We start from the raw sequence: 23322 nt of genomic DNA, 5'->3' as shown, positions 1-23322 counted from the left end.
AGGTACGACGAGGAGGCTCAGCGCCGCCCCGCGGAAAGCGAAGTGCCTGGAACGGAAATCAGCGGCCCCATATGAAAGCCAAACAAAACTCCTGCCCACCACCGGGCAGGAGTTTTCATCAATCCCTCTTAAAAGGAATGACTGCAAAAACCAAGATAACCGCTGCCAATCCCAGCGCTATATAAGATACAGCAGCATGATCACCCCAGTTTCTGACGGCGATGCCGATGAAGGCCCAGACAAAGACGAGCGGGTATATGCGGTCGCTGTTTTTGATCCGGAATATGATGGCTAGGGCTGAAGCCACGCAGAGCATGATGATTGTCCAGGCGGCATCCGGCAGGCCGAAGCCGTTCCAGCCGATATACTCGAGATAATAGCTGATATTCGCAATCACTGCGACGCTGACCCAGCCGAGATAAACGGAGAAGGGCAGCCTGTCGAAGAAGGATGGGCTGGCAGCCTGCAGACGGACATAAAGAAAGATCAAAGCCAGCAGAAGTCCGATCAGCAGCAGGACTGATACAAGGAAGAATTCATAATGCCAGGCAAAAATCCACGCGCTGTTCAGCAGGCAGCTGAGGATAAAGAACAAGCTGGTATTCTCATAAAGCGGAAGGTTCCGCCGGTCCTTTGGAAATTCCCTCAGTACCCAGATCCCCAGCAGTATATAAATAAGTCCCCATATTGAAAATACATAGCCGGCAGGGGTGAACAGCACATCGAGCCGGTCCGAGATTTCCCCGGTGGTCTGCCCATTCAAGGGAAGCGCATTTGCCAGTATATTAACGCCCACAACAAGTAAAAAGAAAATAACATGCAGGATGGTACGAAGCATCAATATTTCTCCTCTCTCTATAGATTGAGCATGGTGGCAGGCACCAGCTGCCTATTTACCTTATTCCTCACAGAGGGAGAAGATAACCACTGGAGAGAGCGCTGATCTATGCAAAAGAAAGAAAAAGCCCTCAATATCATGCTCCAGCCGGGTGTGGCCGGTCAGCTACTGCTGCACAAGGGAATGTATACCCCTAATAATCAGGCTTGCAAAATGATTCTGACAACGGTAGAATATAGCTAACTATATCAAAGGGAGGTGGAGAAGAGATGAATAACGCTGTTTTGCTGCGCGGAGACTGGATGTCATACCTGTCGATCTGCCGTGCAATTTTTCATGAAGCTGCTGTTAACGGGACAAGTCTGTCCATTTTCAGCAGCTTCATATGGAAAACAAAACGGTGAGAAACATCTCTGATCCGCTTATTTATGAACGGGCAAAAGGGGAGCTTCTTATGGATGCTCCCCTTTTTTTTGGCTTTGTCCTGCTATCAGGACGGGTCTGTCATAAAAGCAGGGCCATGGGTGAATTTTTCCCATGGCTTTTTATTATGCAAAAAAATAACTGAAATTTGGAGGAAATGAAAAATGATCGCATGCAGCGGAAATGATATAGCAAGAATGTACGCAGGCACAACAATCTTTGAGGAAGTGGCTTTTGAAATTCATGAAGGGGACCGCGTCGGCCTTGTAGGAAGGAATGGCAGCGGCAAGACAACTTTATTCAAACTGCTGGCCGGCATCGAAACACCTGATAAAGGCCAGGTCCATTGGAAAAAAGGCACGAGGATTGGCTATCTCTCGCAGATCCCTGAATATCCTGAGCATTTTTCAGGCAGGGATGTACTCCTTCAGGCATTCAAGGAACTGACAATGGTTGAGAGGAAGATGAAAGAGTGCGAGCAGGCAATGGCCGAGGAAAAAGATGCTAGCAGGCTGGAGCGGTATATCGCAGAGTATGGCGTGCTTCAGGAGCAATTTGCCCACGGCGGCGGCTATGAAATGGAGGCAAGTCTGGCCAGGGTGGCATCAGGCCTGAAGATTGAGGATTTACTGAACAAAAGCTTTTCGTCCTTGAGCGGCGGGGAAAAAACAAAAGTCTCACTTGGCTTCACCCTGCTGCAAAATCCTGATTTCCTCCTGCTCGATGAGCCGACTAATCATCTGGATATCGATGCGGTAGAGTGGCTGGGGGTATTTTTAAAAGAATACGATGGAACGGTGATTGTTGTATCCCACGACCGCTATTTTCTGGATGAAATCGCCAACAGGATTTTTGACCTTGAAGATGGGGAGCTCACTTCTTATCAGACCGGCTACAGCGGATTTGTAAAAGAAAAAGAAGAAAGGCTTTTGAGGGAATTCCAGCAGTACGAAGAGCAGCAGAAGAAAATCAAGAAAATGAAGGAAGCCATCAAACGCCTGCGTGAATGGGCCAATCAGGCCAACCCGCCGAATGAAGGGCTACACAAAAGGGCGAGAAGCATGGAAAGAGCGCTTGAACGGATGGAAAAGCTCGACCGTCCCATCCTGAACCGGAAGAAAATGAATATGGAACTTGATTCTGCCCAGCGGAGCGGCAAGGATGTAGTGGTGGTGAAAGGGGCTTCCAAGCATTTTGGCAGTCAGACGCTTTTTGAAGATGCCCATCTCCATATCCAGTTTCAGGAAAGGACAGCGATTGTCGGCAGCAACGGCAGCGGCAAGTCGACACTCTTAAAAATGATCCTCGGCGAGGTGCCGGCAGATGCAGGGGAGGTGCGGATTGGGAGCAATGTGAAAATAGGCTATCTTTCGCAGCATATCCAGCCTGGCTCGGAAGATGAAACCGTCCTTGAAGCATTCCGGAATGAGGTTTCTGTGGCAGAAGGGGAGGCGCGTAATATCCTGGCAGGCTTCCTGTTCTACGGCCATGCGGTCTTCCGCAAGGTGTCCAAATTGAGCGGCGGTGAAAAAATGCGCCTGCGGCTCGCCCAGCTGATGTACCAGGATATCAACTTTCTGATTCTGGATGAACCGACAAACCATCTCGACATTGAATCCCGGGAGGTGCTGGAGGAGGCGCTGCAGGACTATAAAGGGACCATTCTCGCAGTCTCGCATGACCGCTATTTCCTGAATAAGCTGTTCACCAGGATCAGCTGGATTGAAAACCGGCAGCTGCTTACCTTTGCTGGCAGCTATGATTGGGCTAAGGGGAAGAAGGCAGAAAAAAAGCAGGCGTCCTTTACAAAAGAAAAGCTTGCGAAAAAGAAGCCGGCAGTGCATCGTGCAGTCCAAAAGGTGAGCAGTGAGAATCCTGAGCAGACCGAAAAAGACATTATGCTGATAGAAGCGGAAATCTCTGCACTGGACGGCAGACTGGAGGCTGAAAAGGATTTGTCTGCCCTGCAAAATATGTTCAGGGAGAAAGAAGAGCTGGAACAAAGAAGAGAAGAATTGTATAGGAAGCTGGAAGAATGCCTTTCATAACAGACAGAAGCCGGATGAGGATCCGGCTTCTTCATTTTGGATCTATTAGAATATCTTCTTTTTATCACGCTCATCCTTCAGGATCTCCACCGCTTCACGGAAGCGCATGCTGTGGACGATTTCCCTTTCCCTCAGGAAGCGGAGGCTGTCATTCAGATCAGGGTCGTCAGAAATGTCGATCAGCCATTGATAGGTTGCCCGCGCTTTTTCCTCTGCCGCGATATCCTCGTACAGGTCGGCAATCGGGTCCCCTTTCGCCTGTATGTAGGAGGCGGTCCATGGGACACCGGCGGCATTATGATAAAACAGTGCACTGTCGTGATTAACATAATGCTCGCCAAGACCCGCTTCCTTCAGCTGTTCAGGGGTGGCGTCCTTGGTCAGCTTGTAAATCATAGTAGCGATCATCTCAAGATGGGCGAATTCCTCTGTTCCGATGTCTGTGAGGAGTCCGATCACTTTTTCCGGGATGGTATAGCGCTGATTCAAGTAGCGGAGGGCAGCCGCCAGCTCGCCGTCTGCTCCGCCGTACTGCTCGATTAAGTACTTCGCCAATGTCGGATTGCATGTGCTTACTTTCACTGGATATTGCAGTTTTTTCTCATAAACCCACATGAAGGATCCTCCTTATACTTGCCAGGGCCAGGGTCCCTGGCTCCATTTCCAGGTGTCGCCGGGGTTGTTGCTGACCCCGAATTGCAGGAGCGGCCCGAATTCTTTTTCGTATCGCTTCTTCAGTTTTCGTGAATAGTCGGAGAACTGCTGGAACTGCTGCAGAGCCTGCCTGTCGCCGGGATGAGTATCGAGGTATAATGTCAGCTCCACAAGCACGAAATCGGCAGCCTGAATCTCATGCATCAGCTGGTAATAGTCACTGCCCATCTGTTTAGCCATGGCCATGGATTCCTTTCTTATAAGGATTATCATAATAATCATAGAGAGGCTTCCAGAGCGTTCCCCTCATCAGGGCTTCGTGGGGCGGGAATTGCTCAAGATTCGGCGGCTGAAAATGCATATATAATTGAGGCGGTGTACTGTAGTATTTGATTTTCAAAGGCGGGCAGGGATCATAAGGGCTGTGGTAGGGACTATAGGCTTTCATGGGGGTAAAATGCACTTCATTCTGATAGTTCAAGCCTTTAACCTCCTTCAGGATAAAACTCGTCATTTCATCTTATGCGGAAAATGGGAGGATATAACTGATGCGAACGGGAAGGCAGGCTCCTTCCTGTTAAAAAGCGGAATCACCAGCGTAATCCTGCATGAGGATAATAATTCATAGACTTGTCTCATATCTTTTAAAAGTATGGCTGCCGGCCAAAGATCGAGAGACAAGGAGAATCTGAACAATGAATTCGTTTTTAAAGGGAACACTCGTGTTGGTGATTGCCTCTTTTTTGGGGGAGTGCATAGAATTTCTGGTCAATATGGTGCTGGCACGGGAATTGGGCGAACAGGGGCTTGGGATGTATATGTCGATTCTTCCGACGATATTCCTTGTTATGCTGCTTGCCAGTTTTGAGCTGCCTATTTCCGTTTCTAAATTCGTCGCGGAAAAAGAAGAAAAATATCATCGGAGCATGCTGGGGCATGCCATCAGGCTGACCATCGTTTTTTCCTCGGTGCTATTTCTTGCCGCGATCGCCATTCTGCCTTTTGTCCCGGTTTTCCAGCACTTCTCTCCGCTGCTCAGATGGCTGGTCATCCTCCTGATCCCAATCATTTCTTTTTCATCGATTGCCCGCGGATTTTTTATGGGGAAGAACGAGATGGGTAAAATCGCCTACACCAGCCTGGTGCGGAAGCTGGTCCAGCTGCTGCTGCTTGTTTTTCTGTATCAGCTCTTTGACTTTAATACAGAAACAGCGATGCTGGTCGCCATCTGTACGTTCATCGGCAGTGAGATCGTCATTTTCCTGTATCTGCTTCATGTGTTTTTTATTCAGTATCATCAGCTGAAGGGACGTCCTTCGGAAAGCCTGAAGGGGGCGGCGGTGAGGAAGAATTTGATGGCTGTGTCCATACCGACAACTGCTTTGCGTGTATTCCATTCTTTTACACATGCCATACAGCCATTTTTGATAAAAGCTGCACTTGTGCAGGCCGGCCTCAGCCAGGAGATGGCACTCGGGCAATTTGGGATGCTGACGGGAATCGCCATGGCCATCGGCTTTTTTCCTGCTTTTATTGCCCATTCCTTTTTGATCATGCTGATTCCGGCAGTGTCCAAGGCCCAGGCACGCAGCGAAACGGGTGTGCTCATCGGGCTGCTGAAGCAGGTGATGCTGATTACGGCCATCTATGGCATTCCTGCAGCTGCTGCCATCTATTTCTTTGCGGAGCCGCTGACAGAAACATTTTTCCATTCCTCGGATGCCGCTGTATATCTGATGCTGCTGTGCCCTTATTTCCTGCTCCATTATTTTGTCATTCCCATGCAGGCTTATCTGATCGGACTCGGTCTGATGAAGGATGCTTTTATCCATACTGTCTGGTCCACGCTCGTTTCGTTTTCGATCATGTATTTCCTCGGCGGGAGGCTTGGGATGGACGGCATTATCATCGGCATGAATACAGGGATTATGCTGCTGACATTCATGCATTACCTGACCATATGCAAAAGAATCGGCATCACCTTCTGGACTCTTAAGGCTGACAGGCCGGGGATTCTCTAAAAGGATTTTCCAGCACAATGGAGAATTGATAGGTGGAAGGGAGAGAAGCTTATGGATCGAACGCTCAGAGGCCACCATTTATTATGTGTCCACGGTTTTCGCGGGATGGGCTACAGTCAGGGATTCGTTGAAAATATGGCAGAAATTGTGGAGGATATCCGCAATGACCGCAAGCAATTCCGGATAAAGGCAGTGGCTGATTTCGACCACGCCTGCCAGGCATGCCCGCATAAGGGAAAGGTGATTTGCGAGGCAAGCGAAGGGTCTAACACCCATGTGCTGTCCATGGATGCAAAGGTGATCGAGCATCTTGGCATAGAGGAAAACAGGGAATATGATAAGCATCTGCTGCTCAGCCTGACAGCTGCCAAGGTCCATCCGGATGACCTGGATTATTTATGTGAAGGCTGCTCATGGCTTCCCTATGGAGTATGCAAGGAGGGAATCTCCCGCTTGAGGGAAAAGTACAGGCATGAGTCAATGACATAATTTTTTTTTGAAAACTGTAGGGGAGGCATTCCTTTTATGCGTTTATTAAATGAAAACGCAAATGGGGAAAGGAGAAGAAAGCATGCTGCCCCAATATCATGAAAACACAAACGGCCACAGCCGTTTTGACCAGCTGATCAAGGAAAACGGACTATTTATCTATAAATATATTTATTCGCTGATTCGCCATAAAGAGCAGACAGAAGACCTTTATCAGGAGGTTCTGATATCTGCCTTCCTCGCTTTTCCGGCCTTCAAGGAAGAAGCTAAATTCAGGAGCTGGCTGTACAGGATTGCCATCAATAAGTGCAGAGACTTCTGGAGAAAAGAGAAAAAGGAAAAGAGATTCTGGGAAGAAGAAGCTTATAAATATCCCATGGAAGCAGAAAAAAGCCCGGAGCCCGAGGAGGAATTCCTCCATAAATCCGAACGTGAGGAAATGGTGGAAACGATAAGCTCACTGCCGGATATGTACCGGGATCCGCTTCTGCTATTCTACTATCATAACCGGACATTGATGGAAATCAGCGCTGAAGTGGATGCGCCGATGTCCACTGTCAAAACAAGAATGAAAAGAGGGAAAGAAAGGCTTAAAGCCAGGCTGGGCAGCGAGTAGATGTCAGCCCTCTTTTTTGACCTCTTTTCCTTCTGAATCGTCCCCGAAGGTTTTTTTGATGGTTTTTTCATCCCCGTAAACGACTATATCATCACCCTCCTGTATTTCAGTGGACAGGCATTCCTTCCGGATCGTAATTTCGCCTCTGCTGACATACAGGACAACCACATCATCCTTCTCGGGATCTATGATCTCACTCAGTTTTTTGCCGGCGAACGGAGAATCCTCCAGTACCGGATATTTTAAAATATAATCGTCTTCATTTGTCAAAAGGACATCTTTAATAGGCAGATCAGTAAAGTCGTAATGCTCTTCCACATCGTGTTTCAGCCAGTCAATGAATTTGTTTTTGACAGACGGCATTTTTAATATAAGGATAATCAAGAAAAGTGCGGCGGCAATATAACCGACTTCCTTTGTAAGGAAGTCGTCTGACAGAATGCTGCTTATGGTTGATATAATGACGGCAAGGGAGAACGCACCGAATAATATCAGGAAGGCGCAGATCTTCCTCCTCAATGGGTGCTCGAGGATCAGCTCAGATTCCCCGGTCGTGAACCCGGTCCCGGTCATCATGGATATAACCTGAAAGCGGGCGATCTGCTTATCAAGCCCTGTATAAATAAAGAGCAGGGCACTGATCTCAATGACCGCCAGAATGATTAAAATATAAATAAAAATAAACAGATAGGCCATAATATCCCCCTAATTTCCTCTGGACAAAAATAAGCCTGAAGGATAAAAATCGCTTCAGGCCTGCTCTTTCTCGTTGTAGTAATTTACAGCGTACATGGATCCTTCATCCACCATTTTATTATCCTGGACATCATATGGATCTGGATGCCCGCCTTTTTCAACAGGTACCACCCGGTGGTTCTTCGCTTTCGAAGGTAGTACTTTGTTTGTAACATTCACTGTAAATGTCTGGATTCTCTTTCTGCTCTTCAAAGCCAGCAAGAGGATACTGCTGATGCCGACTCCGGCAAGGATATACGAATTCAATGGACGAGTATTCATGGTTAAAAGCTCCTCCTTAAAAAATGATTTAAATTTGACTTGCTTTATATGTACCCTTTTGAACCCTGCTCAAACCCGGCCCGCAGCATCAGTATTTGGAGAAACTGGTAAAACCTTTATCCGCTTCCTTGCTAAATTGGTTTAAGGAAGCCTTTGAGCAGGGAAACAGGAAAAGAAAGGCGGGGGATAATATGAAGTATAAATTGAATGATAATAAATGGGCTTGGCATAATTTTGATACTATAGATGAATCACTGAGTTTGAATGAGGTACATTTTGAAAAATCAATCAAGGAGTGGAGGGACTCGTCGAGCGATAATGATACGAACTGCCTCCAAATGGATACACTGATCCCTGGCAGGGAGCATATCCGCGGCTCCCTGATCTACCAGCAGACGCTGGAGGACCAGAAGGATTACAATTTTTTTCATTTCTTTCTAACTCGTGATTTCTTAATTACCGTTAATTTTAAATTTGATGCGATTGAATCTGTCCGTGAGGATTTGCTCCTGAAGCAGATGGACGATGCGGATAACGCTATTGAAGGTTTTTTTGTCTTTTTGGGGCAGATACTTGACTCCAATTTAACGAAGATAGATGGTTATGAGAAAAAACTGAACGATCTTCTCTGGAAGGTCAAGCAAAGAAACAGCCTCAGCACCTTTGAGGAAATCTATGAATCCCGCCATGAGCTTCTTGTCTGGAAAAACCTGACGGTGCCTTTCCAGGAACTGAAAATTGCGGCAGAAGAGGCATTTGGCGATTTTGCAGCAGAAGGAAGGCAATATCAGCGGACCGCCAAGAGGACGGACCGGGCCCTGATGCTGATCAGGGAATACCAGCAGGAAATCGCGACACTAGTCAGTATCGAAGAAGTTGTTTCTGCCCACAGGGGAAATGAAATCATGAAGACACTCACCGTGCTTACAACCCTCTTTACACCAATAACCGCTCTCGGGGCAATCTGGGGAATGAACTTTAAGCTTATGCCGGAGCTGGAGTGGAAATGGGGTTATCTATTCGCCATCGTCCTCATGATTGTCTCCACCATCGGCATCTATATGATTCTGCGCAGCAAAGGCTGGATGGGCGATATTCTTAAAGGCAGGAAAAAGAATTCGTTTTTTAAATAAGATGCGCCTTTGGATGGAGGTGTGATCCCTTTCAGGAGACAGTAGGAAAATGTCTGCCTGGAGGGATTTTTTTTATGGACGTGATTTCTTTTGGGAAATGGAGGGTCTTTGATGAAGTCGTTGGGGGCTCTGAATGTCTTTCTGGAGGATAGGGGGTATTAGTTGGCCCGACTAATACCCTCTGAATCTCTTTTTTGAGGATAGAGGGTCATAGTTGGCTCGCCTAGAACCCTCTGAATCACATTTTGGAGGATAGAGGGTCTTAGTTCGCTGGACTAGAACCCTCTGAATCTCTTTTTTAAGAATAGAGGGTGTTAGTCCGCTCGACTAGAACCCTCTGAATCACATTTTGGAGGATAGAGGGTCTTAGTTCGGTTGACTAGAACCCTCTGAATCACATTTTCGAGAATAGGGGGTCTTAGTTCGTTCGACTAGAACCTTCTGAATCACATTTTGGAGGATAGAGGGTCTTAGTTCGGTTGACTAGAACCCTCTGAATCACATTTTCGAGAATAGGGGGTCTTAGTTCGTTCGACTAGAACCCTTTGAATCTCTTTTTTAAGGATAGAGGGTCTTAGTTCGGTTGACTAGAACCTTCTGAATCACATTTTCGAGAATAGGGGATCTTAGTTCGCTGGACTAGAACCCTCTGAAGCCACATTTTCTAAAGTAGAGAGCTTCAAATCCACACTGAACCCTCTAAATCTCATGATCTATCATCAGAAGTTCTCAGTTCACCCTGCAAAACCAAAAGTCTGCCAGCCAAGAGCAGCCATCTCATTATTATCGTGCAGCGGGCTGGGACTCGAGCTGCCGCAGTGCCGCGGTTATCCCCTCGCTATAAGGAGTCCTTGGAATAGGAGCAATCAGGCGTTCATATTTGGAGCCATCCAGAATAACAGGCGTTTCGTTCAGATACATCATTTCGGCGTATTCCCTCATGAAGGGATCAAAGAGGCCAATGGACTGGATCATCCAGCGTGAGATGGGCCACAGCTTGATTGGCCTTCCGAAGTACCTGGCCAGGACTGCTTCGATTTCCTTTCCGGTGATGGTGCCGGATCCGGGAATATTCCAGTCCTCCCCGTATGCCTCCTCATGCAGCGCAAGCTCTGCCAGTGCTTCCGCGGCATCTTTAATAAAAATGAATTCCCGTTCCAGATCAGTTTTGCCGAGAAAGCCTGCCTTGTTCTTGGCCATGGCCTGCCTAAACGTATAGTCAAGCAGGGTATTGCTTGTGTCAGGGCCATAGAAGTCAGGGAAATGGGCGATGATGTAGCGGGTGCCTGACTTCCGGATCTGTTCAAGCAGCTCCAGGCGGATTCTGCCTTTTTTCGTATGCGGATTCTTAACCGCACTTTCATTGACAGGGGATGCTTGCCTGCCGTAAGCATAGATATTATCTGTGTAGATGAAAGGCTTGTTCTGGATGCGGCATTCTTCGAGGATGTTGGTCATGATGATAGATAGGCTGCCCCATTCCTGATAAGGGATATTGATGCTGTGAAAAATAAGGTCTGCCTGGGAAACGGCCTTCTTTACCTGAGCCCTGTCCATGGCATCGCATGCGATGATATCAGGCAGCATCCCCGGAATCCTGCGCAGTTTTTCCAGATTTTCAAGCGATCTTGAAGCAGCAATGACATGAAAGCCCTTATTAAGCAGCGCTTCCGTGAGGGAATAGCCCATTCCGCCGGCAGCGCCTAATACTAATGCAGTTTTCAAAATAATTCTCTCCCTTTCATTTATTGACCAGTGTTCAATTGTTCGTTTTAAAAAAAGAAATGGATTCCATTTCTTTTTATGATTTAGCTGCAGCCTCTAATCCGCCAATGATAAAGCGCGCATGTGTGCGGGCAAGATTTTGTGTTTCCTCAAACTCAGACTCTGAGCGGCTGAAGTGGGTGACAAATCCGTGCAGGCTGATAAAAGCGGACCAGATTTGCTGGGCAGCAGGCGGCTTTGAAAGAAGGGCGGCAACCGCTTCGGCAAAGTGCCGGTAGCTTTCATAAGGAGCTTCCTGCATATAGCAGTCCAGTTCTTCGTCACGGATCAGAAACATCACTTCATAATGCTTTTGATGGGTCAATCCGAAACGGATATAGCCGAGAAGGATCTCAAACAGCTTTTCTTCATCGGACAACCCCGTGCGGCCCATGATTTCCTTCAGCAGGGCATTTAATTTTTCAAACCCCTGCTCCGCAATTCCGTAGAAAAGATCAGCTTTATTTTTAAAATGATAATAAAGGGCGCCATGGCTGCAGTTCAGGGCCTGGGCCACCTTCCTCATAGAGGCGGAGCTGTAGCCTTGGGATACAAATAGTTCTCTTGCGGCGTCCAGGATTGCTTCTTTTGTCAGCTCAGACTGGGCAGATTTTCTTGGAGACATGATGATCACCTTTGCTGAATATATTTTATTGAACAGTGGTTAATTAAATTATATGCATTCAAAAAGGAATTTTCAACCATATTAATAAAAAGCAGCCAGTTTTTATTAAAACTTCACACAAGAAAAGGATTCCCGGGCCGCTAAAGAGGGAATCTGATAAGATGGATACATAAGTTTATTTTTGCAAAGGGGTACTATCATGGAAAATAAAAAATTTTGCCGGGAGTCTTTTGTCGTTAAAACGAGCATTGTGCTCCCGCCGGATACAAATAATTATGGAACTTTATTTGGCGGCAGGCTGATGGCCTATATTGATGATGTTGCAGCCATCTCGGCTATGCGCCATGCCAGGATGAATGTCCTGACAGCTTCTACTGACTCTGTCGATTTCCTCCATCCGATCTATGAAAGCAATTCCGTCTGTCTGGAATCTTTCGTCACTTATACAGGAAGATCTTCAATGGAAATCTTCGTCAAGGTCATTGCCGAGGACCTGATTACAGGAGAGAGAAATGTCTGCGCCGTCTCATTCCTGACTTTTGTCGCAATAGATGATCAGGGCAAGCCGACTGCAGTGCCGCAGGTTGTCCCGGAAACAGAAGAAGAGAAAAGTCTTCATGAATCAGCCAAGGAGCGCCTCGAAATCCGCAAAAAACGCCGGAAAGACAGCGAAGCGCGGGCAAATAAATATGGTGCAGACCTTCCCTGGCAGCGGGACAGGGGATGACCGGCACACGAAGGAGCAGCTGGAAGAGCTGCTTCTTTTTTTTGCCAAGATTAGAGCAAAAGGAAGAAAGGAAATGGTAGAATATAGGAAAAGTCTATATTGAAGGAGAGAATAGAAGCTTGAATAAACGGGGAATTTTAGTTCTTGTTGTTCTTTTATTGGCAGCAGCGGGCGGCGGCTGGACGTATGCAAGGGGAAATATGCATGAATACGACTACACTCAGGAAACGAAGCAGCTAAAACGGGATAAGCTGCCGATGGCAATCAAGCTGCCGGAAAGAATGCCTTTCCCTGACATGAAAGTATGGGAAACCTATTCAGACGGTGTTGGTCAGGTGGAATTGACTTTTATGAATAAAAACAAAAACACCGTGGAGCTGGTCATTAAAAAAGAAGAATTTGAGTACCAGGAAGGGTTAAAGCAGGAAGAGGTCCGAATCGGAGACCTGGAAGGCTTATTTATTCCAGATGATGGCGATAAAAGGATTCTGTACTGGGAGGATGAAGGCATCCACTATCAAATTACATATATACCATTATTGACGCCTGGCGAAGTCAGTCGAACCCAGATGATCAAGATGGCAGAGTCTTTTAATTAAGATAAATTTAGGAAGCTGGTTAAGCGGAGGGGTTGAATTGGAAGTTATCATAAAGGCTTCAACTGAGCATATTGAGAGTATCTTAAATTTAAGGATTCTTCTCTTAAAAGAGCTGGGTGAGCTGGCATCGCCTAAAGAGGAAGACATACTTTCCGCGGCAACAAGGGATTATCTTCAAGTAGCTTTAGCTAACGGGGAATTTATCTCTTATCTCGCGGAGAGAGATGGAAAAATGGCAGCCTCCAGCGGGATTGCTATTTTCCGAAGGCCTCCTTATCCGGGGAACATTAAAGGAGTGGAAGCTTATATTCTGAACATGTATACACTGCCGGAATTCCGCGGACTTGGCATTGGGAAGAGGCTTTTGCAGGAATGTTTGGATGAATGCAGGGCCAGGGGAGTCAAGAGGGTTTGGCTCCATGCTTCCCAGGACGGCGAGCCGCTCTACAGAAAAGCTGGCTTCACTGGAAATAAAGGAGAATTGGAGCTGCTGCTCTAAAAATTCCGAGATGTTTTTGTAAAGATGATGTTAGGATAGAGACACTAACCTCACACAAGGCGGCTGCAAGGCTTTGTGTGTTTTCTGGAGCTCCCAGTATACTGGGCGGCTTTTTTTTTCTGCACGCAGTTAATTTTCCTCCAGCCAACTTACTTGCTTGCTTCTTAATTAGTTAAGGGGACACAATAAGATTGCTCTAGACCCACCCGATTCCTGCCTGCTATTATAGTCAAGTGCTAAAAAGGAGGTCCGGGATGGAAGAACAAAAGTATAAGGATCTGAAGCTTGGGGAGCGCGGGGCCATCATAAGCATCATCGCTTACATATGCCTTTCGGTCCTTAAGCTCGCAGTAGGATATATAAGTGACTCGGCTGCCCTGAAGGCAGACGGTTTAAATAATACAACGGATATTATCGCATCTATCGCCGTATTGATCGGACTGAAGATATCGCAGCGGCCGCCTGACCAGAATCATGGCTATGGCCATTGGAAGAGCGAGACGATCGCCTCCATGGTTGCTTCGTTCATCATGGCTGCTGTCGGACTGCAGGTGTTAATAGAAGGAGCAGCTTCCATTTTTGATGGAGGCAAAGAAACGCCGCCTGATATCATCGCGGCCTATACAGGCATCTTTTCAGCGCTAGCCATGTATTTTGTCTACCGGTATAATAAGCGGCTGGCTGATAAAATTAAAAGCAAAGCCGTCATGGCTGCGGCGAAGGATAATCTATCCGATGCCTGGGTGAGTATCGGTACGGCCATCGGGATCTTTGGTTCGCAATTGAAAATGCCCTGGCTTGATACCGTAACAGCCATCATTGTCGGGCTGCTGATCTGCAAGACTGCCTGGGATATATTCATACAGGCCTCACATGACCTTTCCGACGGATTTGATGAAAATTTGCTCCTCACATACAGCGACGAAATCCTGAAGGTGCCCGGCGTAAAGGGCATTAAAGCAATCAAGGGAAGGAATTACGGCAATAATGAAGTATTGGATGTAGTCATCCTGGTCAATTCAACCCTGGATATCAGGCAAGCGCATGATATCGCCACACATGTGGAAAAAGTGCTGATGAAGGATCACGGGGTTTACGATGTCCATGTTCATGTGGAGCCTAATTAAGGGGAGGAAGGGGCAGTTTAGACTGTCTCTTTTTTATCGTTAAGGGGGATCCTGGTTTGATGGGGCTGTTGATTTCCGTTCCAGGCACTTCGCTTTCCGCGGGGCGGAGTTGAGCCTCCTCGGAGCAAGCTCCTGTGGGGTCTCAACTCTTCCGCTATTTCCCGCAGGAGTCTACGTGCCTTGCACTCCAATCAACAGGCTCTTTGAACATTGTTGGGCAAAAGCCATAACTTCCAATAATTAATCCAAACAGACTTAAAAAAGGAGGTGCGGAAAATCTCTTCCGCACCTCCTTTTGTCTGCCAATGAACCAAAGAGGGTCCATTTTTCATTTTTACTAAACAGCCCCATCCAAAATATTATCCTAATCTATTAAGCAGTCCTAACAATTTCCTGGTCTATCAAGCAGCCCCATCCGCAAATTTCAAAAGCAGATGTGACAGTTTCTCTTTTTCTTCATCGTTTCCGGCTTTCCATAATTCCTTCAGCAGTTTTTCCTCACGGTTTTGCGGGTCGACATTTTGAGCAAGATATTCTGCGATCTTTTTTGCTGTAGCGGCAAGCTGTTCTTCATTTAAACCAATCTTCTTGCCAAGCTCGATCCGCTCCGCCAGGTAGCCTCGGAACTCGTCAAAGCTGCTTAAGATATCCGCTGCCTTGTCTTCTGAGATTCTGCTTACAGTATCCTCAATATTATTCTCGTTCAGTTCGCCATTCTCATTTACCATATGGTTTTGTTCTGACATTCCTGATCCCTCCGTGTGATGAAGTCTATGATTCTTCAATACCTCGCCCATTCGTCTTTTAAACTAGCAGGCTTTAAACCTCTGTTGCCTGCAGTGCTGCTTCCTGCCTGAGGATTTTGCGGAATGACAGCTTTGACAGCAGGATGCCGACTTCATATAATCCGATCAGCGGAATGAGGACGATCATCTGCGAAAACAGATCAGGCGGTGTGATCAAGGCAGAAACGACTGCAAGTACGAGATAGGCATACTTGCGCATCGAGCTTAACTGCTTTGGTGTGACGATATTGATGGTGGTCAGGAACATCAGCATCAGCGGCACCTCGAACAGGAAGCCGAATGGAATGGTGGACATCATCATGAATGAAAAATATTCCCTCGCTGTGATCATCATATCAAAATGATGATTGCCCAAATTGATCAGAAACCGGTAGACGGTAGGGAAGATGATGTAAAACCCGAATGCAATGCCTCCGGCAAAGCTTAAAAAGATGGCCGGAAGGTACATGACGGTGGTTTTGCTTTCTTTCTCAGTCAATGCCGGCTTCACAAAGATCCACAGCTGGTAAGCGATGAAAGGGAGGGAGAGGCCGAGGCTGATGCAGCCGGCAATCCCGGTGTACAGCCTCACCACATCCAGCGGCCCCAGCATGACCAGCTTATATTCCTGGGAAAGGAGGGGGAGCAGCTTGTTAATGAACACGAACGACAAAATAAAGCAGGATAGGAAAAAGATCAGTGACCGGATGATTGCTTTCCTGAGATCGGTTATATGTTCAACAAGTGTTTGCTCATCGGTTTTCATTGTAATCCCTCCCTGCTGTTAGATCTGCTGGTTCTTGTCCTTGGACAGATCTGCTTTTTTTGCTTTGTCTTCTTCATCGTCATCATTCATCAGGCTGTTGGCTGATTTCTTGAACTCGGATAAAGTCTTCCCGAAGGCTGAACCGATTTCAGGCAGTTTTTTCGGTCCAAAGATGATCAGGGTGATGACGAGAATGATGATTAAGCCGGGAATGCCGATATTAGTGAATCCCATTTCTTTTCACTCCTTTTCATTTATACAAGGGCTCCGCCTTGTTTGCTGTATTTGATGATGCCTTCTGCGGCACGGTAGGCAAATGCGCCGACAGTGCCGGTAGGGTTGTAGCCGCCATTATGGGCAAATGCGGATGCTCCGACTACAAAGAGGTTCTCTGCATCCCACATCTGCAAATAATTGTTCACTGCTGACGTTTCCGGTTCAGCCCCCATGATGACACCGCCCGTGTTATGTGTGGTCTGGTAAGGGACGATATCATAATGCTCAAGCGGGCTGCGGTCATTGACCAGGTTTGCGCCCATTTCCTTCATGATATTGTCGGTGATCTTGCCGATATAGTTATACAAATTCTTGTCCTGCTGGGTAAAGTCATACGTCAGCCTCAATAGCGGAAGCCCGAATGCATCTTTGTAGGATGGATCAAGATCAAGATAATTGTACTGTGTCGGCATAGATGCACCCTGGGTCCCGATATTCAGGTGGCGTGTATAATATTTAACAGACTGCTGCTTGAATTCTTTACCCCATCTTGGCGTATCCTGCGGCACCGGATTTGTCTGGATCGGGCGCTTTCCTGATTGGTTCAGTGAAATGGAGCCCCCATGGATAAAGTCGACTTCAGAATGGTCGAAATTGTCTCCGTTATAATCATCGACAGAGGCACCGAGTGCGCCTGCTCCCATGAATGTATTGAACTGCTCTTCATCAAAGAATCCGGTTGAGCCTGGCAGGATCTGATAGCAGTAATTTTTCCCGATAACGCCCTGTCCGGTTTCCGGATTATAAGGCCTGCCAAGGTTTGAAGACAGCAGCAGGCGTGCATTATTCATGACATAGCTTGTCAGAACGACGATGTCTGCTGGCTGGATGAATTCTTCCTTTGTCAGCACATCGACATATCTGACTCCGGTTGCCTTCGTTCCGTCATGAAGGACCTCGGTTACATTGGAATAGGTGCGGAGCTCGAAGTTTCCAGTATCCTTTGCATAAGGGATGACTGAAACTGTTGGATCCGCTTTTGCGCCATATTCACAGCCGAAGCGCTCGCAGAAAGCACAGTACTGGCAGGCTGCCATTTTGGCGCCATATTGGTTCTCATAAGCCTGGCTCATGTTGGCAGAAGGCATGTGGTAAGGCTTCATTCCCAGGTTCTTAGCCGCATCCTTGAAGCGCTTGGTGAGAGGCGTTTCCTTCATTGGCGGGTTTGGATAGGGATTGGACCTTTTGCCGCCGAACGGATTTTCCTCGCCGCCGATGCCGGCTGTTTTTTCAAAAGTATCGTAATATGGTTCAAGTTCATCATAGGTGATGCCCCAGTCCTGTACCTGGAGGCCCTTTATTTTGTTTTCGCCGTACTTTGCCACCGTTTGTGACTTGATTTCAAAATCATAAGGCAGGAAACGGAAGGTATGGCCATTCCAGTGCACACCTGAACCGCCAAGCCCCTCCCCAAGCAGGAACGATCCAAGCTGGCGCATCGGCAAAGCCCGTTCCTTTGCAGTGTTTCGGAAAGTGAGTGTTTCTTTTGATAAATCCTGCATCAATTCGTAGCGGATCGCGTAGCGCAGCTCATCGTGGACAACATAATAGTCCTTGACGCCCCTTTCCTTACCGCGTTCAAGCCCGACAACCTTCATGCCCTGTTTAGCGAGCTCGGCGGAAATGATGCCGCCTGCCCATCCTACTCCGACTACCACTACATCTGTCTTTGGTAAAGTTTTTGCCATGATATCCCCCGATTTCTATCTAGTTTGTATAAGAATGAAGTGCTTTTGGTTCGATTTCCATAAATTCGTCTGATTCGATTTTGTCTATGTAGCTCATCTGATGCCCCGGGAAGTCCTTCATCTTCCAGCCTTCCATGCCGATGTTTCCGCTGTAAGCCGGATCCGCATAGACTCCTTCTATCGTTGCGGCCCTGAGCTGATTGAAAAAGGTCTTGGAAGACACGCCGCGTATTTTAACTTTATCAGCCTCAAAATCTTTCAGAATCTCATCCTGCTGATCTCCTTCCAGATCGGCGAAGCCCTTCGTGAACTTCTCCTGGCTGTAGGATTCAATCCGGTCAATCCCGGTATCAAACATTTCATTCCTCTTAAGAGGCGATTGATAGCCCTGGAAATTGGAGCCTGGGAAAAATGGGCCCTGCATATACTCCCGTGCATTATTGCCCCACGCACCTGCCAGCTGATGGTCGATGAAAAAGGGCACCCCGAGTTCGATTGCGCCAGGACCGGTTTCGTCCTGTGGATAAATGCGCTCGACTGCCTGCTGCAGCACTTCGAATTTCTGCGGGTTTGTAAAATAAAGCGGTGCCTGCTGATGTGAATTGGACGAGCTGTGTCCTTCAGAGTTGGAGCTGGACGCCTGTTCAGAACCGTTCATCCTGGATCCGATCAGTCCCCCGAGCAGCCCGCCACCAACCAATCCACCTGCAACATAGCTGGAATTGCGTATGAATTTACGTCTCGACATTTTTGAACCAGTCGATTGGTCAGCCATAATTGTTCCTCCTTCTTGAAAAAAATATATTAAATAGGAAAGAAAATACTCTATCAAGCTTCCACTCTTGTTTTTCTACTAAACATAGAATGCAGGATTCTTTTTTGAATTGATACTTTAGTCCTAAATAACTGGGATAACAATTACATTTTTGGAGAAAGAAGTGCCGCGGGTTTTTAAGCCAAGGATGTCACCTTAAAAATTCAGGTTTAGCTTAAAAGTCAAAGTGGAACTGTTATATGTAATCAGCAGAAAGAAAGAGGGAGATAGAATGTTAAAAAGAGCGATGGTTGTTTCCGGTCTTGTACTCAGCTTGGCAGCCTGCGGCGGCGGGGAAGAAAGCAGCGGCGGCGAAAGCAATGGAGGCGGCGGTGAGGTAGATACGGCAGCTGCAGAGGAAACCTTCCAGCAGAGCTGCGCATCCTGCCATGGCGGTGATCTCAGCGGCGGAGCTGGTCCTGCCCTGGAGAATGTTGGAAGTGATTTAAGTGAAGAAGAAATCCGCACTAAGATTGAAGAAGGCGGCGGCGGAATGCCGGCTAACCTGATTGAAGGCGAGAAGGCTGACAATGTTGCAGCTTGGCTGGCAGAAAAAAAATAATAAAATATCATAAAAAAAGCTGGCATTCCGGGAGGGAGGCCAGCTTTTCTGGTTGTTTTTTTACAAAAATAAAAAAGGCAGGCCATCCAGCCTGCCTTTTTTCTCAGCACTTCAAAGTACATGGGGGAAATCGGTTCTAAGTATATCGGTTATATACTGTAGTGCCTTTTGTCCTCCTTGCAAAATCCGTGCCTTTTGCATCGCCAATGTCTAACGGTGAAGTCGCTGTTAACCTTTTCATCGTTTACCAGTCCCTTCTGTTTGTTATTGGCTTTGCATTATACATATACCCGGGTGTACAAGGTTAAAACATTTAAACCGCAGAAATATCTGGAAATAATTCTAGCTGCCGAAGCTGTTGATCATGACGAGCATGGTCACAAGGCCAAGGATGAAGGAATAGGTCGAGAACCGTTCGTTTCCATCCCCATGGCTTTCCGGTATTAATTCCTTGTAGATGATGAACAGCATCGCGCCGGCTGCAAAGCTCAGCCCATAAGGAACAAGTCCCTCAATATTGCGGGAAAGGAAGTATCCGATAATGGCTGTCACGATCTCTACCATCCCGGTCAGTGTGGCAACGGCCAAAGCCTTCCATCTGGAAATATTCTGATTGACGAGAAAAAGAGCGACCAGAAATCCTTCCGGCGCATTCTGCAGGCCGATGGCAAATGCGATCAGCGGACCAAGCTCACCGCCGTCAGATGCATAGCTGACACCGACCGACAGGCCCTCGGGCAGATTGTGGAGTGTAATGGCTGCGACAATCAGCACGGCCTTTTGCTCCAGTTTCATATTCAGCTTGGTATGCTCCAGATCGATATGCGGTGTATGCTTTTCCAGAAAGTTCAGCACAAACGTCCCCAGGAGGAGACCGATGGTCAGAACAATCATATTGGAGGATTCAAGCGCCTGCGGTATCAAACTGAAGGTGGACGCCGCCATCATGATGCCTGCCGTATAGGCCAATAGCACATCCCGCCACTTGTGTGTGACGCTTTTGAAAAAAAGGATCGGAATCGCTCCGGCCCCTGTTGCCATGGCAGAAAGAATGCTGCCGATAATTGCCTCTTGCATGATAAGCCCCCTGATCTTTGCCAGACTGAAAATATGCAGACGTTTAACACAGATAATTTGTGTTAAGTATACAGCCAACCATAAGGCAAATAAAGTATTTTAATTCGGGCATGCACAAATTTTGCTTTTGGGCAAAAAAAATAACGCCCTCCAAATGTGATAACGGGTTTAGTCCAGGAGTGCAAACATGATATAACACATAGGAAAACCCACATGAATTCACAATATCATTCACAGTGCGTTTTTATTGATATACCAATATATTTGCGAGTTTAAGTCATTCACTTTTTCCCAATTCACATATCAAATCATAGTATGTAATGATTATTGTGCGAAAATTTTAGTGAGTGCATTATGTTGCAATCACGAAGGTTGTTGGGAATATATGTTAAAGTAATATTAGAAATATATATCAGAGTTTATGAAAAGATTTACTTATGCTAATGGGGCAGGTTAGCTGAACAAGAAATTGAATAAATTACTTATAATATCAGTTATTGAAGAAGTGGAAAAATAAAAATCGGAATTTTCTTAAACTAAATGAGGGATTAGATGAATTACCAACTGTATTTTAGTTTACCTGTTTATGAAAAAGCTGATTACTGGGTACCTTTGATGAAGTATTTCTTAGTGCAATCAAATACTATTGAAATTCATTGTTGGAATGAGGAAAAGGGTATTGTGAAAGAAATGCAAACTATATTAAAAGGATCATTCGAAATATCGAAGGAGTACAACCTTACTTTATTCAAGGGAAATTTAACACCGGATGTTGTAGATTATTTATTAATTAATAATGTAAATGTAGAGGGGAAGATAAAGTGGTTCTCAATTTTTTTAATGAATAATGCCACTACCATTTTTCATTCCGAACATTGGGGGAATGAGTTTTTTGCACCCAACGTTAACAAAAAAGATATCGCATTCATCAAATCAGTAATGCCGAGTGGGACGAATTTCCATCAATATACTTAGCTATATACGATTCACTAGATCAATTAAAGGATTCTATTTGTCCAGGATAAATTGAGGCACCTTTTATTTTTCAATAAACGGGGCAGGATTATTTAATATATATAAATTCATTCTTCATTTCTGAAATGTCCTCATTGGACTTCTCCAGCAATGCTTCGTCAAGATTTGTTTTAAAACATATAAGTTAGAATCATTGAAACTATAACGGTTTATATTCGTAAGTCTTAAGAGGAATGAAAGAAAGGGGGATATGGATGGTTTTAATGCTTCTTATGGTTGCAGGGTTACCAGCTATTTTATTTTCTTTCGTCCTAATTCTCTTTTATAAAGCGTTTGTTAAGAAGAAAACTTTAACTCCTTTTTACACTCCACTTGATGAAATTACTGGACAATCTCAAGTTGAATTTCACGAAGAACAAAGAATTGTTGTAGTAGATGAAGATCAAGGAGACGATAAGAATAAGAATAAAATGAAAACAAATTCCTAAAGTGAACAATATTTAAACTAAACCTCAAACTGTTTTAGTTACTCTTCAACAAACAAGTGCTTATACTCCAGAACAGCTGCCGATTCAGGCGGCTTATCTTATATAACAAAAGGGGCAGGATTATTGAATACTAATAGTTCTATTATGAAAGATGTTAACGATAGGAAGTGATTATAAATGTCAGTCTTCATTCAAAATAGTCATATAAGCTTGATTAACTCGATTAAGTTTAATAAGAAAGATTTCACAGTGTTAAGTATTGGAGTTATGTTAAGAGATTTTGAAGGTTTTACTAACAATTTCATAAAAGCTACACTTAAATTTCCTTTATACTTGGTTTTACCAATGATGTTCATAGATGATGAGGAAATAGGACAAATGAAACTGCTTAATATTGAATGTCAAATAAATAAAAAAAGTGAATGGATGACTCTCAAAGTAGAAACAAATGCTCAATTAAAACTAATAACGGGATATTGTGAGTGGTCTGCTTGTAATGGGGTTGGCTCGTTTTTGTTTCAAGGTAATGGTATCCATTATGATGATTTATGGCCAAATGTGGAATGGATTCATCCAACAGAGTTCCCTAATCTTGATTGGAAAAAGGTAGCAACGTTCGTTGATATACATGAAGTTGGATTCACTGTAATAACTAATGATAATAGAATCAATAGTACAATAAAAATGTTAAATTACATTCCAAAAGAGTACGAAATTGACCTTGATAACTGTGATATTTGATTTCAGTGTTACTTAAAGTAAGGGGTGCTTATGTTCCAGATCAGCTGCTACACCAGGCAGCTTTTCTTATTTGATAAAAGGGGCAGGTTTGTTGATTAATGAATTCCTATGTTAGAGTTCAGAAAATTGAAACTTTAATGATGGCTATCCGTATATTTAGTCTAGAATATAATGTAGGTGATATGAAACAAAACAAAGGGGGCTTAAGAGATGTGGTGGTTTGTAATTTTAATTGTTGGGGTTTTATTATTCGCCTTATTTATAGACTGGAGACGCAAGAAGAACAACAATAATCCGTATATACCAACCAATCCAAACTCCAAACCTGGGGATAGTTCTAACTATATGATGGGAGACAACAGATATACAAATGGTGGTGAGTAATTAACTTTATTATCATTACAGAGACTTATGTTAAAGATTAGCTGCCGAAGTTAGGCGGCTTTTCTTAATCCATAAAAGGGACAGTTTAGAACAAAAAGGAATTTGTAAAACACCTATTATTCAATGAGTAACTACTTACTTAGGTGGAAGCTTTTCGATAGGTTGGATGAATTTAATTAACAATGT

30 protein-coding genes are annotated in these 23322 nt (G+C 45.4%); 16 read left to right on the top strand and 14 right to left on the bottom strand.

The window, feature by feature from the left end:
• Positions 1 to 118: 118 nt before the first annotated feature.
• Positions 119 to 838 carry a tryptophan-rich sensory protein gene (locus tag Q9R36_RS10010; RefSeq protein ID WP_311225043.1) on the bottom strand — a complete coding sequence of 240 codons (720 nt, stop codon included), beginning with the start codon at positions 836 to 838 and terminating at the stop codon, positions 119 to 121.
• Positions 839 to 946: 108 nt separating this feature from the next.
• Between Q9R36_RS10010 and Q9R36_RS10005 the strand changes: the two genes are divergently transcribed.
• The 3 genes from Q9R36_RS10005 (at position 947) to abc-f (ending at position 3309) form a co-directional block, all read left to right on the top strand.
• Complete coding sequence (locus Q9R36_RS10005; RefSeq protein ID WP_262383060.1) at positions 947 to 1081, top strand: hypothetical protein; 135 nt, start codon at positions 947 to 949, stop codon at positions 1079 to 1081.
• A 26-nt stretch (positions 1082 to 1107) separates the two neighbouring features.
• Positions 1108 to 1242, top strand: a complete 135-nt coding sequence (locus tag Q9R36_RS10000) for an RAxF-45 family protein (RefSeq protein WP_009792223.1) — start codon at positions 1108 to 1110, stop codon at positions 1240 to 1242.
• Between the two features lie 183 nt (positions 1243 to 1425).
• Complete coding sequence (gene abc-f, locus Q9R36_RS09995) at positions 1426 to 3309, top strand: ribosomal protection-like ABC-F family protein (protein ID WP_253616248.1); 1884 nt, start codon at positions 1426 to 1428, stop codon at positions 3307 to 3309.
• A gap of 45 nt (positions 3310 to 3354) precedes the next feature.
• Here the strand turns inward: abc-f and cotJC are convergent, their stop codons facing one another.
• The 3 genes from cotJC to Q9R36_RS09980 are packed head-to-tail and all read right to left on the bottom strand — an operon-like array spanning position 3355 to position 4411.
• Positions 3355 to 3924: a spore coat protein CotJC gene (gene cotJC / locus Q9R36_RS09990; RefSeq protein ID WP_009792220.1), complete on the bottom strand. Its 570-nt coding sequence runs from the start codon at positions 3922 to 3924 to the stop codon at positions 3355 to 3357.
• 12 nt (positions 3925 to 3936) lie between these two features.
• Positions 3937 to 4203: a spore coat protein CotJB gene (locus Q9R36_RS09985; RefSeq protein ID WP_022543351.1), complete on the bottom strand. Its 267-nt coding sequence runs from the start codon at positions 4201 to 4203 to the stop codon at positions 3937 to 3939.
• On the bottom strand, positions 4196 to 4411 hold the full coding sequence (locus Q9R36_RS09980; RefSeq protein WP_035401830.1) for a spore coat associated protein CotJA: 216 nt from the start codon (positions 4409 to 4411) through the stop codon (positions 4196 to 4198). The genes Q9R36_RS09985 and Q9R36_RS09980 overlap by 8 nt, the downstream gene beginning before the upstream one ends.
• A 247-nt stretch (positions 4412 to 4658) precedes the next feature.
• Here Q9R36_RS09980 and Q9R36_RS09975 point away from each other — a divergent pair, with 247 nt between their 5' ends.
• The 3 genes from Q9R36_RS09975 (at position 4659) to Q9R36_RS09965 (ending at position 7089) form a co-directional block, all read left to right on the top strand.
• Complete coding sequence (locus Q9R36_RS09975) at positions 4659 to 5984, top strand: polysaccharide biosynthesis protein (protein ID WP_253616249.1); 1326 nt, start codon at positions 4659 to 4661, stop codon at positions 5982 to 5984.
• Positions 5985 to 6035: 51 nt separating this feature from the next.
• Entirely contained in the window at positions 6036 to 6473 is a 438-nt protein-coding gene (locus Q9R36_RS09970; RefSeq protein ID WP_094768151.1) for a DUF1284 domain-containing protein, read from the top strand.
• Positions 6474 to 6555: 82 nt separating this feature from the next.
• A complete protein-coding gene (locus tag Q9R36_RS09965) occupies positions 6556 to 7089 on the top strand; it encodes an RNA polymerase sigma factor (RefSeq protein WP_224950953.1) in 534 nt (177 codons plus the stop codon).
• A 3-nt stretch (positions 7090 to 7092) separates the two neighbouring features.
• Here the strand turns inward: Q9R36_RS09965 and Q9R36_RS09960 are convergent, their stop codons facing one another.
• Together Q9R36_RS09960 and Q9R36_RS09955 are read right to left on the bottom strand one after the other, a co-directional pair.
• The gene (locus Q9R36_RS09960; protein ID WP_253616250.1) at positions 7093 to 7785 is read right to left on the bottom strand and encodes a TrkA C-terminal domain-containing protein; all 693 of its coding nucleotides are present in this window, start codon (positions 7783 to 7785) and stop codon (positions 7093 to 7095) included.
• Between the two features lie 54 nt (positions 7786 to 7839).
• Positions 7840 to 8106, bottom strand: a complete 267-nt coding sequence (locus tag Q9R36_RS09955; RefSeq protein WP_022543355.1) for a hypothetical protein — start codon at positions 8104 to 8106, stop codon at positions 7840 to 7842.
• A 191-nt stretch (positions 8107 to 8297) separates the two neighbouring features.
• Between Q9R36_RS09955 and Q9R36_RS09950 the strand changes: the two genes are divergently transcribed.
• Complete coding sequence (locus Q9R36_RS09950) at positions 8298 to 9239, top strand: magnesium transporter CorA family protein (protein ID WP_240684363.1); 942 nt, start codon at positions 8298 to 8300, stop codon at positions 9237 to 9239.
• Between the two features lie 783 nt (positions 9240 to 10022).
• Here Q9R36_RS09950 and Q9R36_RS09945 read toward each other — a convergent pair.
• On the bottom strand, positions 10023 to 10964 hold the full coding sequence (locus Q9R36_RS09945) for an SDR family NAD(P)-dependent oxidoreductase (RefSeq protein WP_253616251.1): 942 nt from the start codon (positions 10962 to 10964) through the stop codon (positions 10023 to 10025).
• 76 nt (positions 10965 to 11040) lie between these two features.
• Positions 11041 to 11628 carry a TetR/AcrR family transcriptional regulator gene (locus Q9R36_RS09940; RefSeq protein ID WP_253616252.1) on the bottom strand — a complete coding sequence of 196 codons (588 nt, stop codon included), beginning with the start codon at positions 11626 to 11628 and terminating at the stop codon, positions 11041 to 11043.
• A 199-nt stretch (positions 11629 to 11827) separates the two neighbouring features.
• On the opposite strand from Q9R36_RS09940, the gene Q9R36_RS09935 reads away from it, so the two are divergent.
• From Q9R36_RS09935 to Q9R36_RS09920, 4 genes are all read left to right on the top strand, one after another.
• Positions 11828 to 12355 carry an acyl-CoA thioesterase gene (locus tag Q9R36_RS09935; protein WP_009792208.1) on the top strand — a complete coding sequence of 176 codons (528 nt, stop codon included), beginning with the start codon at positions 11828 to 11830 and terminating at the stop codon, positions 12353 to 12355.
• A 119-nt stretch (positions 12356 to 12474) separates the two neighbouring features.
• Entirely contained in the window at positions 12475 to 12954 is a 480-nt protein-coding gene (locus Q9R36_RS09930) for a DUF4367 domain-containing protein (protein WP_253616253.1), read from the top strand.
• Between the two features lie 37 nt (positions 12955 to 12991).
• Complete coding sequence (locus Q9R36_RS09925; protein WP_009792205.1) at positions 12992 to 13453, top strand: GNAT family N-acetyltransferase; 462 nt, start codon at positions 12992 to 12994, stop codon at positions 13451 to 13453.
• Between the two features lie 254 nt (positions 13454 to 13707).
• A complete protein-coding gene (locus tag Q9R36_RS09920) occupies positions 13708 to 14580 on the top strand; it encodes a cation diffusion facilitator family transporter (protein ID WP_148950526.1) in 873 nt (290 codons plus the stop codon).
• 401 nt (positions 14581 to 14981) lie between these two features.
• Here the strand turns inward: Q9R36_RS09920 and Q9R36_RS09915 are convergent, their stop codons facing one another.
• From Q9R36_RS09915 to Q9R36_RS09895, 5 genes are all read right to left on the bottom strand, one after another.
• Complete coding sequence (locus tag Q9R36_RS09915) at positions 14982 to 15326, bottom strand: DUF3243 domain-containing protein (RefSeq protein ID WP_009792203.1); 345 nt, start codon at positions 15324 to 15326, stop codon at positions 14982 to 14984.
• 73 nt (positions 15327 to 15399) lie between these two features.
• A complete protein-coding gene (tatC, locus tag Q9R36_RS09910; RefSeq protein ID WP_148973425.1) occupies positions 15400 to 16131 on the bottom strand; it encodes a twin-arginine translocase subunit TatC in 732 nt (243 codons plus the stop codon).
• 18 nt (positions 16132 to 16149) lie between these two features.
• Positions 16150 to 16365, bottom strand: coding sequence for a twin-arginine translocase TatA/TatE family subunit (gene tatA, locus Q9R36_RS09905; RefSeq protein WP_101551768.1), 216 nt, complete (start codon positions 16363 to 16365; stop codon positions 16150 to 16152).
• A gap of 20 nt (positions 16366 to 16385) precedes the next feature.
• Positions 16386 to 18095 carry a GMC family oxidoreductase gene (locus Q9R36_RS09900; RefSeq protein WP_253616254.1) on the bottom strand — a complete coding sequence of 570 codons (1710 nt, stop codon included), beginning with the start codon at positions 18093 to 18095 and terminating at the stop codon, positions 16386 to 16388.
• Between the two features lie 19 nt (positions 18096 to 18114).
• A complete protein-coding gene (locus tag Q9R36_RS09895; protein WP_101551766.1) occupies positions 18115 to 18870 on the bottom strand; it encodes a gluconate 2-dehydrogenase subunit 3 family protein in 756 nt (251 codons plus the stop codon).
• Between the two features lie 271 nt (positions 18871 to 19141).
• On the opposite strand from Q9R36_RS09895, the gene cccB reads away from it, so the two are divergent.
• The gene (gene cccB / locus Q9R36_RS09890) at positions 19142 to 19471 is read left to right on the top strand and encodes a cytochrome c551 (protein ID WP_022543358.1); all 330 of its coding nucleotides are present in this window, start codon (positions 19142 to 19144) and stop codon (positions 19469 to 19471) included.
• Between the two features lie 342 nt (positions 19472 to 19813).
• Here cccB and Q9R36_RS09885 read toward each other — a convergent pair whose 3' ends face one another.
• On the bottom strand, positions 19814 to 20548 hold the full coding sequence (locus Q9R36_RS09885) for a ZIP family metal transporter (protein ID WP_094768163.1): 735 nt from the start codon (positions 20546 to 20548) through the stop codon (positions 19814 to 19816).
• 552 nt (positions 20549 to 21100) lie between these two features.
• Here Q9R36_RS09885 and Q9R36_RS09880 point away from each other — a divergent pair.
• The 4 genes from Q9R36_RS09880 (at position 21101) to Q9R36_RS09865 (ending at position 23136) form a co-directional block, all read left to right on the top strand.
• Entirely contained in the window at positions 21101 to 21523 is a 423-nt protein-coding gene (locus Q9R36_RS09880; protein WP_101553029.1) for a hypothetical protein, read from the top strand.
• 254 nt (positions 21524 to 21777) lie between these two features.
• A complete protein-coding gene (locus tag Q9R36_RS09875) occupies positions 21778 to 22011 on the top strand; it encodes a DUF3951 domain-containing protein (protein WP_101553031.1) in 234 nt (77 codons plus the stop codon).
• 177 nt (positions 22012 to 22188) lie between these two features.
• A complete protein-coding gene (locus tag Q9R36_RS09870; protein WP_101553033.1) occupies positions 22189 to 22752 on the top strand; it encodes a hypothetical protein in 564 nt (187 codons plus the stop codon).
• Positions 22753 to 22962: 210 nt separating this feature from the next.
• Entirely contained in the window at positions 22963 to 23136 is a 174-nt protein-coding gene (locus Q9R36_RS09865) for a hypothetical protein (RefSeq protein ID WP_165352707.1), read from the top strand.
• Positions 23137 to 23322: the final 186 nt, after the last annotated feature.

The organism is Bacillus sp. AG4(2022), assembly GCF_031844465.1.
Classification (GTDB): Bacteria; Bacillota; Bacilli; order Bacillales; family Cytobacillaceae; genus Bacillus_AB; species Bacillus_AB infantis.
Note: the sequence above shows the minus strand (reverse complement) of the source record. Positions and strands in the feature narration are given on the sequence as shown.

Bases quoted from the DNA above. Each gene is read 5' to 3' on its own strand.
- Q9R36_RS09965 (WP_224950953.1), top strand. From the start codon at position 6,556: ATGCTGCCCCAATATCATGAAAACACAAACGGCCACAGCCGTTTTGAC.
- Q9R36_RS09955 (WP_022543355.1), bottom strand. From the start codon at position 8,106: ATGAATACTCGTCCATTGAATTCGTATATCCTTGCCGGAGTCGGCATC.
- Q9R36_RS09880 (WP_101553029.1), top strand. From the start codon at position 21,101: ATGAATTACCAACTGTATTTTAGTTTACCTGTTTATGAAAAAGCTGAT.
- Q9R36_RS10010 (WP_311225043.1), bottom strand. From the start codon at position 838: ATGCTTCGTACCATCCTGCATGTTATTTTCTTTTTACTTGTTGTGGGC.
- cccB (WP_022543358.1), top strand. From the start codon at position 19,142: ATGTTAAAAAGAGCGATGGTTGTTTCCGGTCTTGTACTCAGCTTGGCA.
- Q9R36_RS09865 (WP_165352707.1), top strand. From the start codon at position 22,963: ATGTGGTGGTTTGTAATTTTAATTGTTGGGGTTTTATTATTCGCCTTA.
- Q9R36_RS09900 (WP_253616254.1), bottom strand. From the start codon at position 18,095: ATGGCAAAAACTTTACCAAAGACAGATGTAGTGGTAGTCGGAGTAGGA.
- Q9R36_RS09975 (WP_253616249.1), top strand. From the start codon at position 4,659: ATGAATTCGTTTTTAAAGGGAACACTCGTGTTGGTGATTGCCTCTTTT.
- Q9R36_RS09940 (WP_253616252.1), bottom strand. From the start codon at position 11,628: ATGTCTCCAAGAAAATCTGCCCAGTCTGAGCTGACAAAAGAAGCAATC.
- tatC (WP_148973425.1), bottom strand. From the start codon at position 16,131: ATGAAAACCGATGAGCAAACACTTGTTGAACATATAACCGATCTCAGG.
- Q9R36_RS09950 (WP_240684363.1), top strand. From the start codon at position 8,298: ATGAAGTATAAATTGAATGATAATAAATGGGCTTGGCATAATTTTGAT.
- abc-f (WP_253616248.1), top strand. From the start codon at position 1,426: ATGATCGCATGCAGCGGAAATGATATAGCAAGAATGTACGCAGGCACA.
- Q9R36_RS09895 (WP_101551766.1), bottom strand. From the start codon at position 18,870: ATGGCTGACCAATCGACTGGTTCAAAAATGTCGAGACGTAAATTCATA.
- Q9R36_RS09870 (WP_101553033.1), top strand. From the start codon at position 22,189: ATGTCAGTCTTCATTCAAAATAGTCATATAAGCTTGATTAACTCGATT.
- tatA (WP_101551768.1), bottom strand. From the start codon at position 16,365: ATGGGATTCACTAATATCGGCATTCCCGGCTTAATCATCATTCTCGTC.
- cotJC (WP_009792220.1), bottom strand. From the start codon at position 3,924: ATGTGGGTTTATGAGAAAAAACTGCAATATCCAGTGAAAGTAAGCACA.
- Q9R36_RS09970 (WP_094768151.1), top strand. From the start codon at position 6,036: ATGGATCGAACGCTCAGAGGCCACCATTTATTATGTGTCCACGGTTTT.
- Q9R36_RS09915 (WP_009792203.1), bottom strand. From the start codon at position 15,326: ATGTCAGAACAAAACCATATGGTAAATGAGAATGGCGAACTGAACGAG.
- Q9R36_RS10005 (WP_262383060.1), top strand. From the start codon at position 947: ATGCAAAAGAAAGAAAAAGCCCTCAATATCATGCTCCAGCCGGGTGTG.
- Q9R36_RS09875 (WP_101553031.1), top strand. From the start codon at position 21,778: ATGGTTTTAATGCTTCTTATGGTTGCAGGGTTACCAGCTATTTTATTT.
- Q9R36_RS09985 (WP_022543351.1), bottom strand. From the start codon at position 4,203: ATGGCTAAACAGATGGGCAGTGACTATTACCAGCTGATGCATGAGATT.
- Q9R36_RS09960 (WP_253616250.1), bottom strand. From the start codon at position 7,785: ATGGCCTATCTGTTTATTTTTATTTATATTTTAATCATTCTGGCGGTC.
- Q9R36_RS09935 (WP_009792208.1), top strand. From the start codon at position 11,828: ATGGAAAATAAAAAATTTTGCCGGGAGTCTTTTGTCGTTAAAACGAGC.
- Q9R36_RS09885 (WP_094768163.1), bottom strand. From the start codon at position 20,548: ATGCAAGAGGCAATTATCGGCAGCATTCTTTCTGCCATGGCAACAGGG.
- Q9R36_RS09980 (WP_035401830.1), bottom strand. From the start codon at position 4,411: ATGAAAGCCTATAGTCCCTACCACAGCCCTTATGATCCCTGCCCGCCT.
- Q9R36_RS10000 (WP_009792223.1), top strand. From the start codon at position 1,108: ATGAATAACGCTGTTTTGCTGCGCGGAGACTGGATGTCATACCTGTCG.
- Q9R36_RS09920 (WP_148950526.1), top strand. From the start codon at position 13,708: ATGGAAGAACAAAAGTATAAGGATCTGAAGCTTGGGGAGCGCGGGGCC.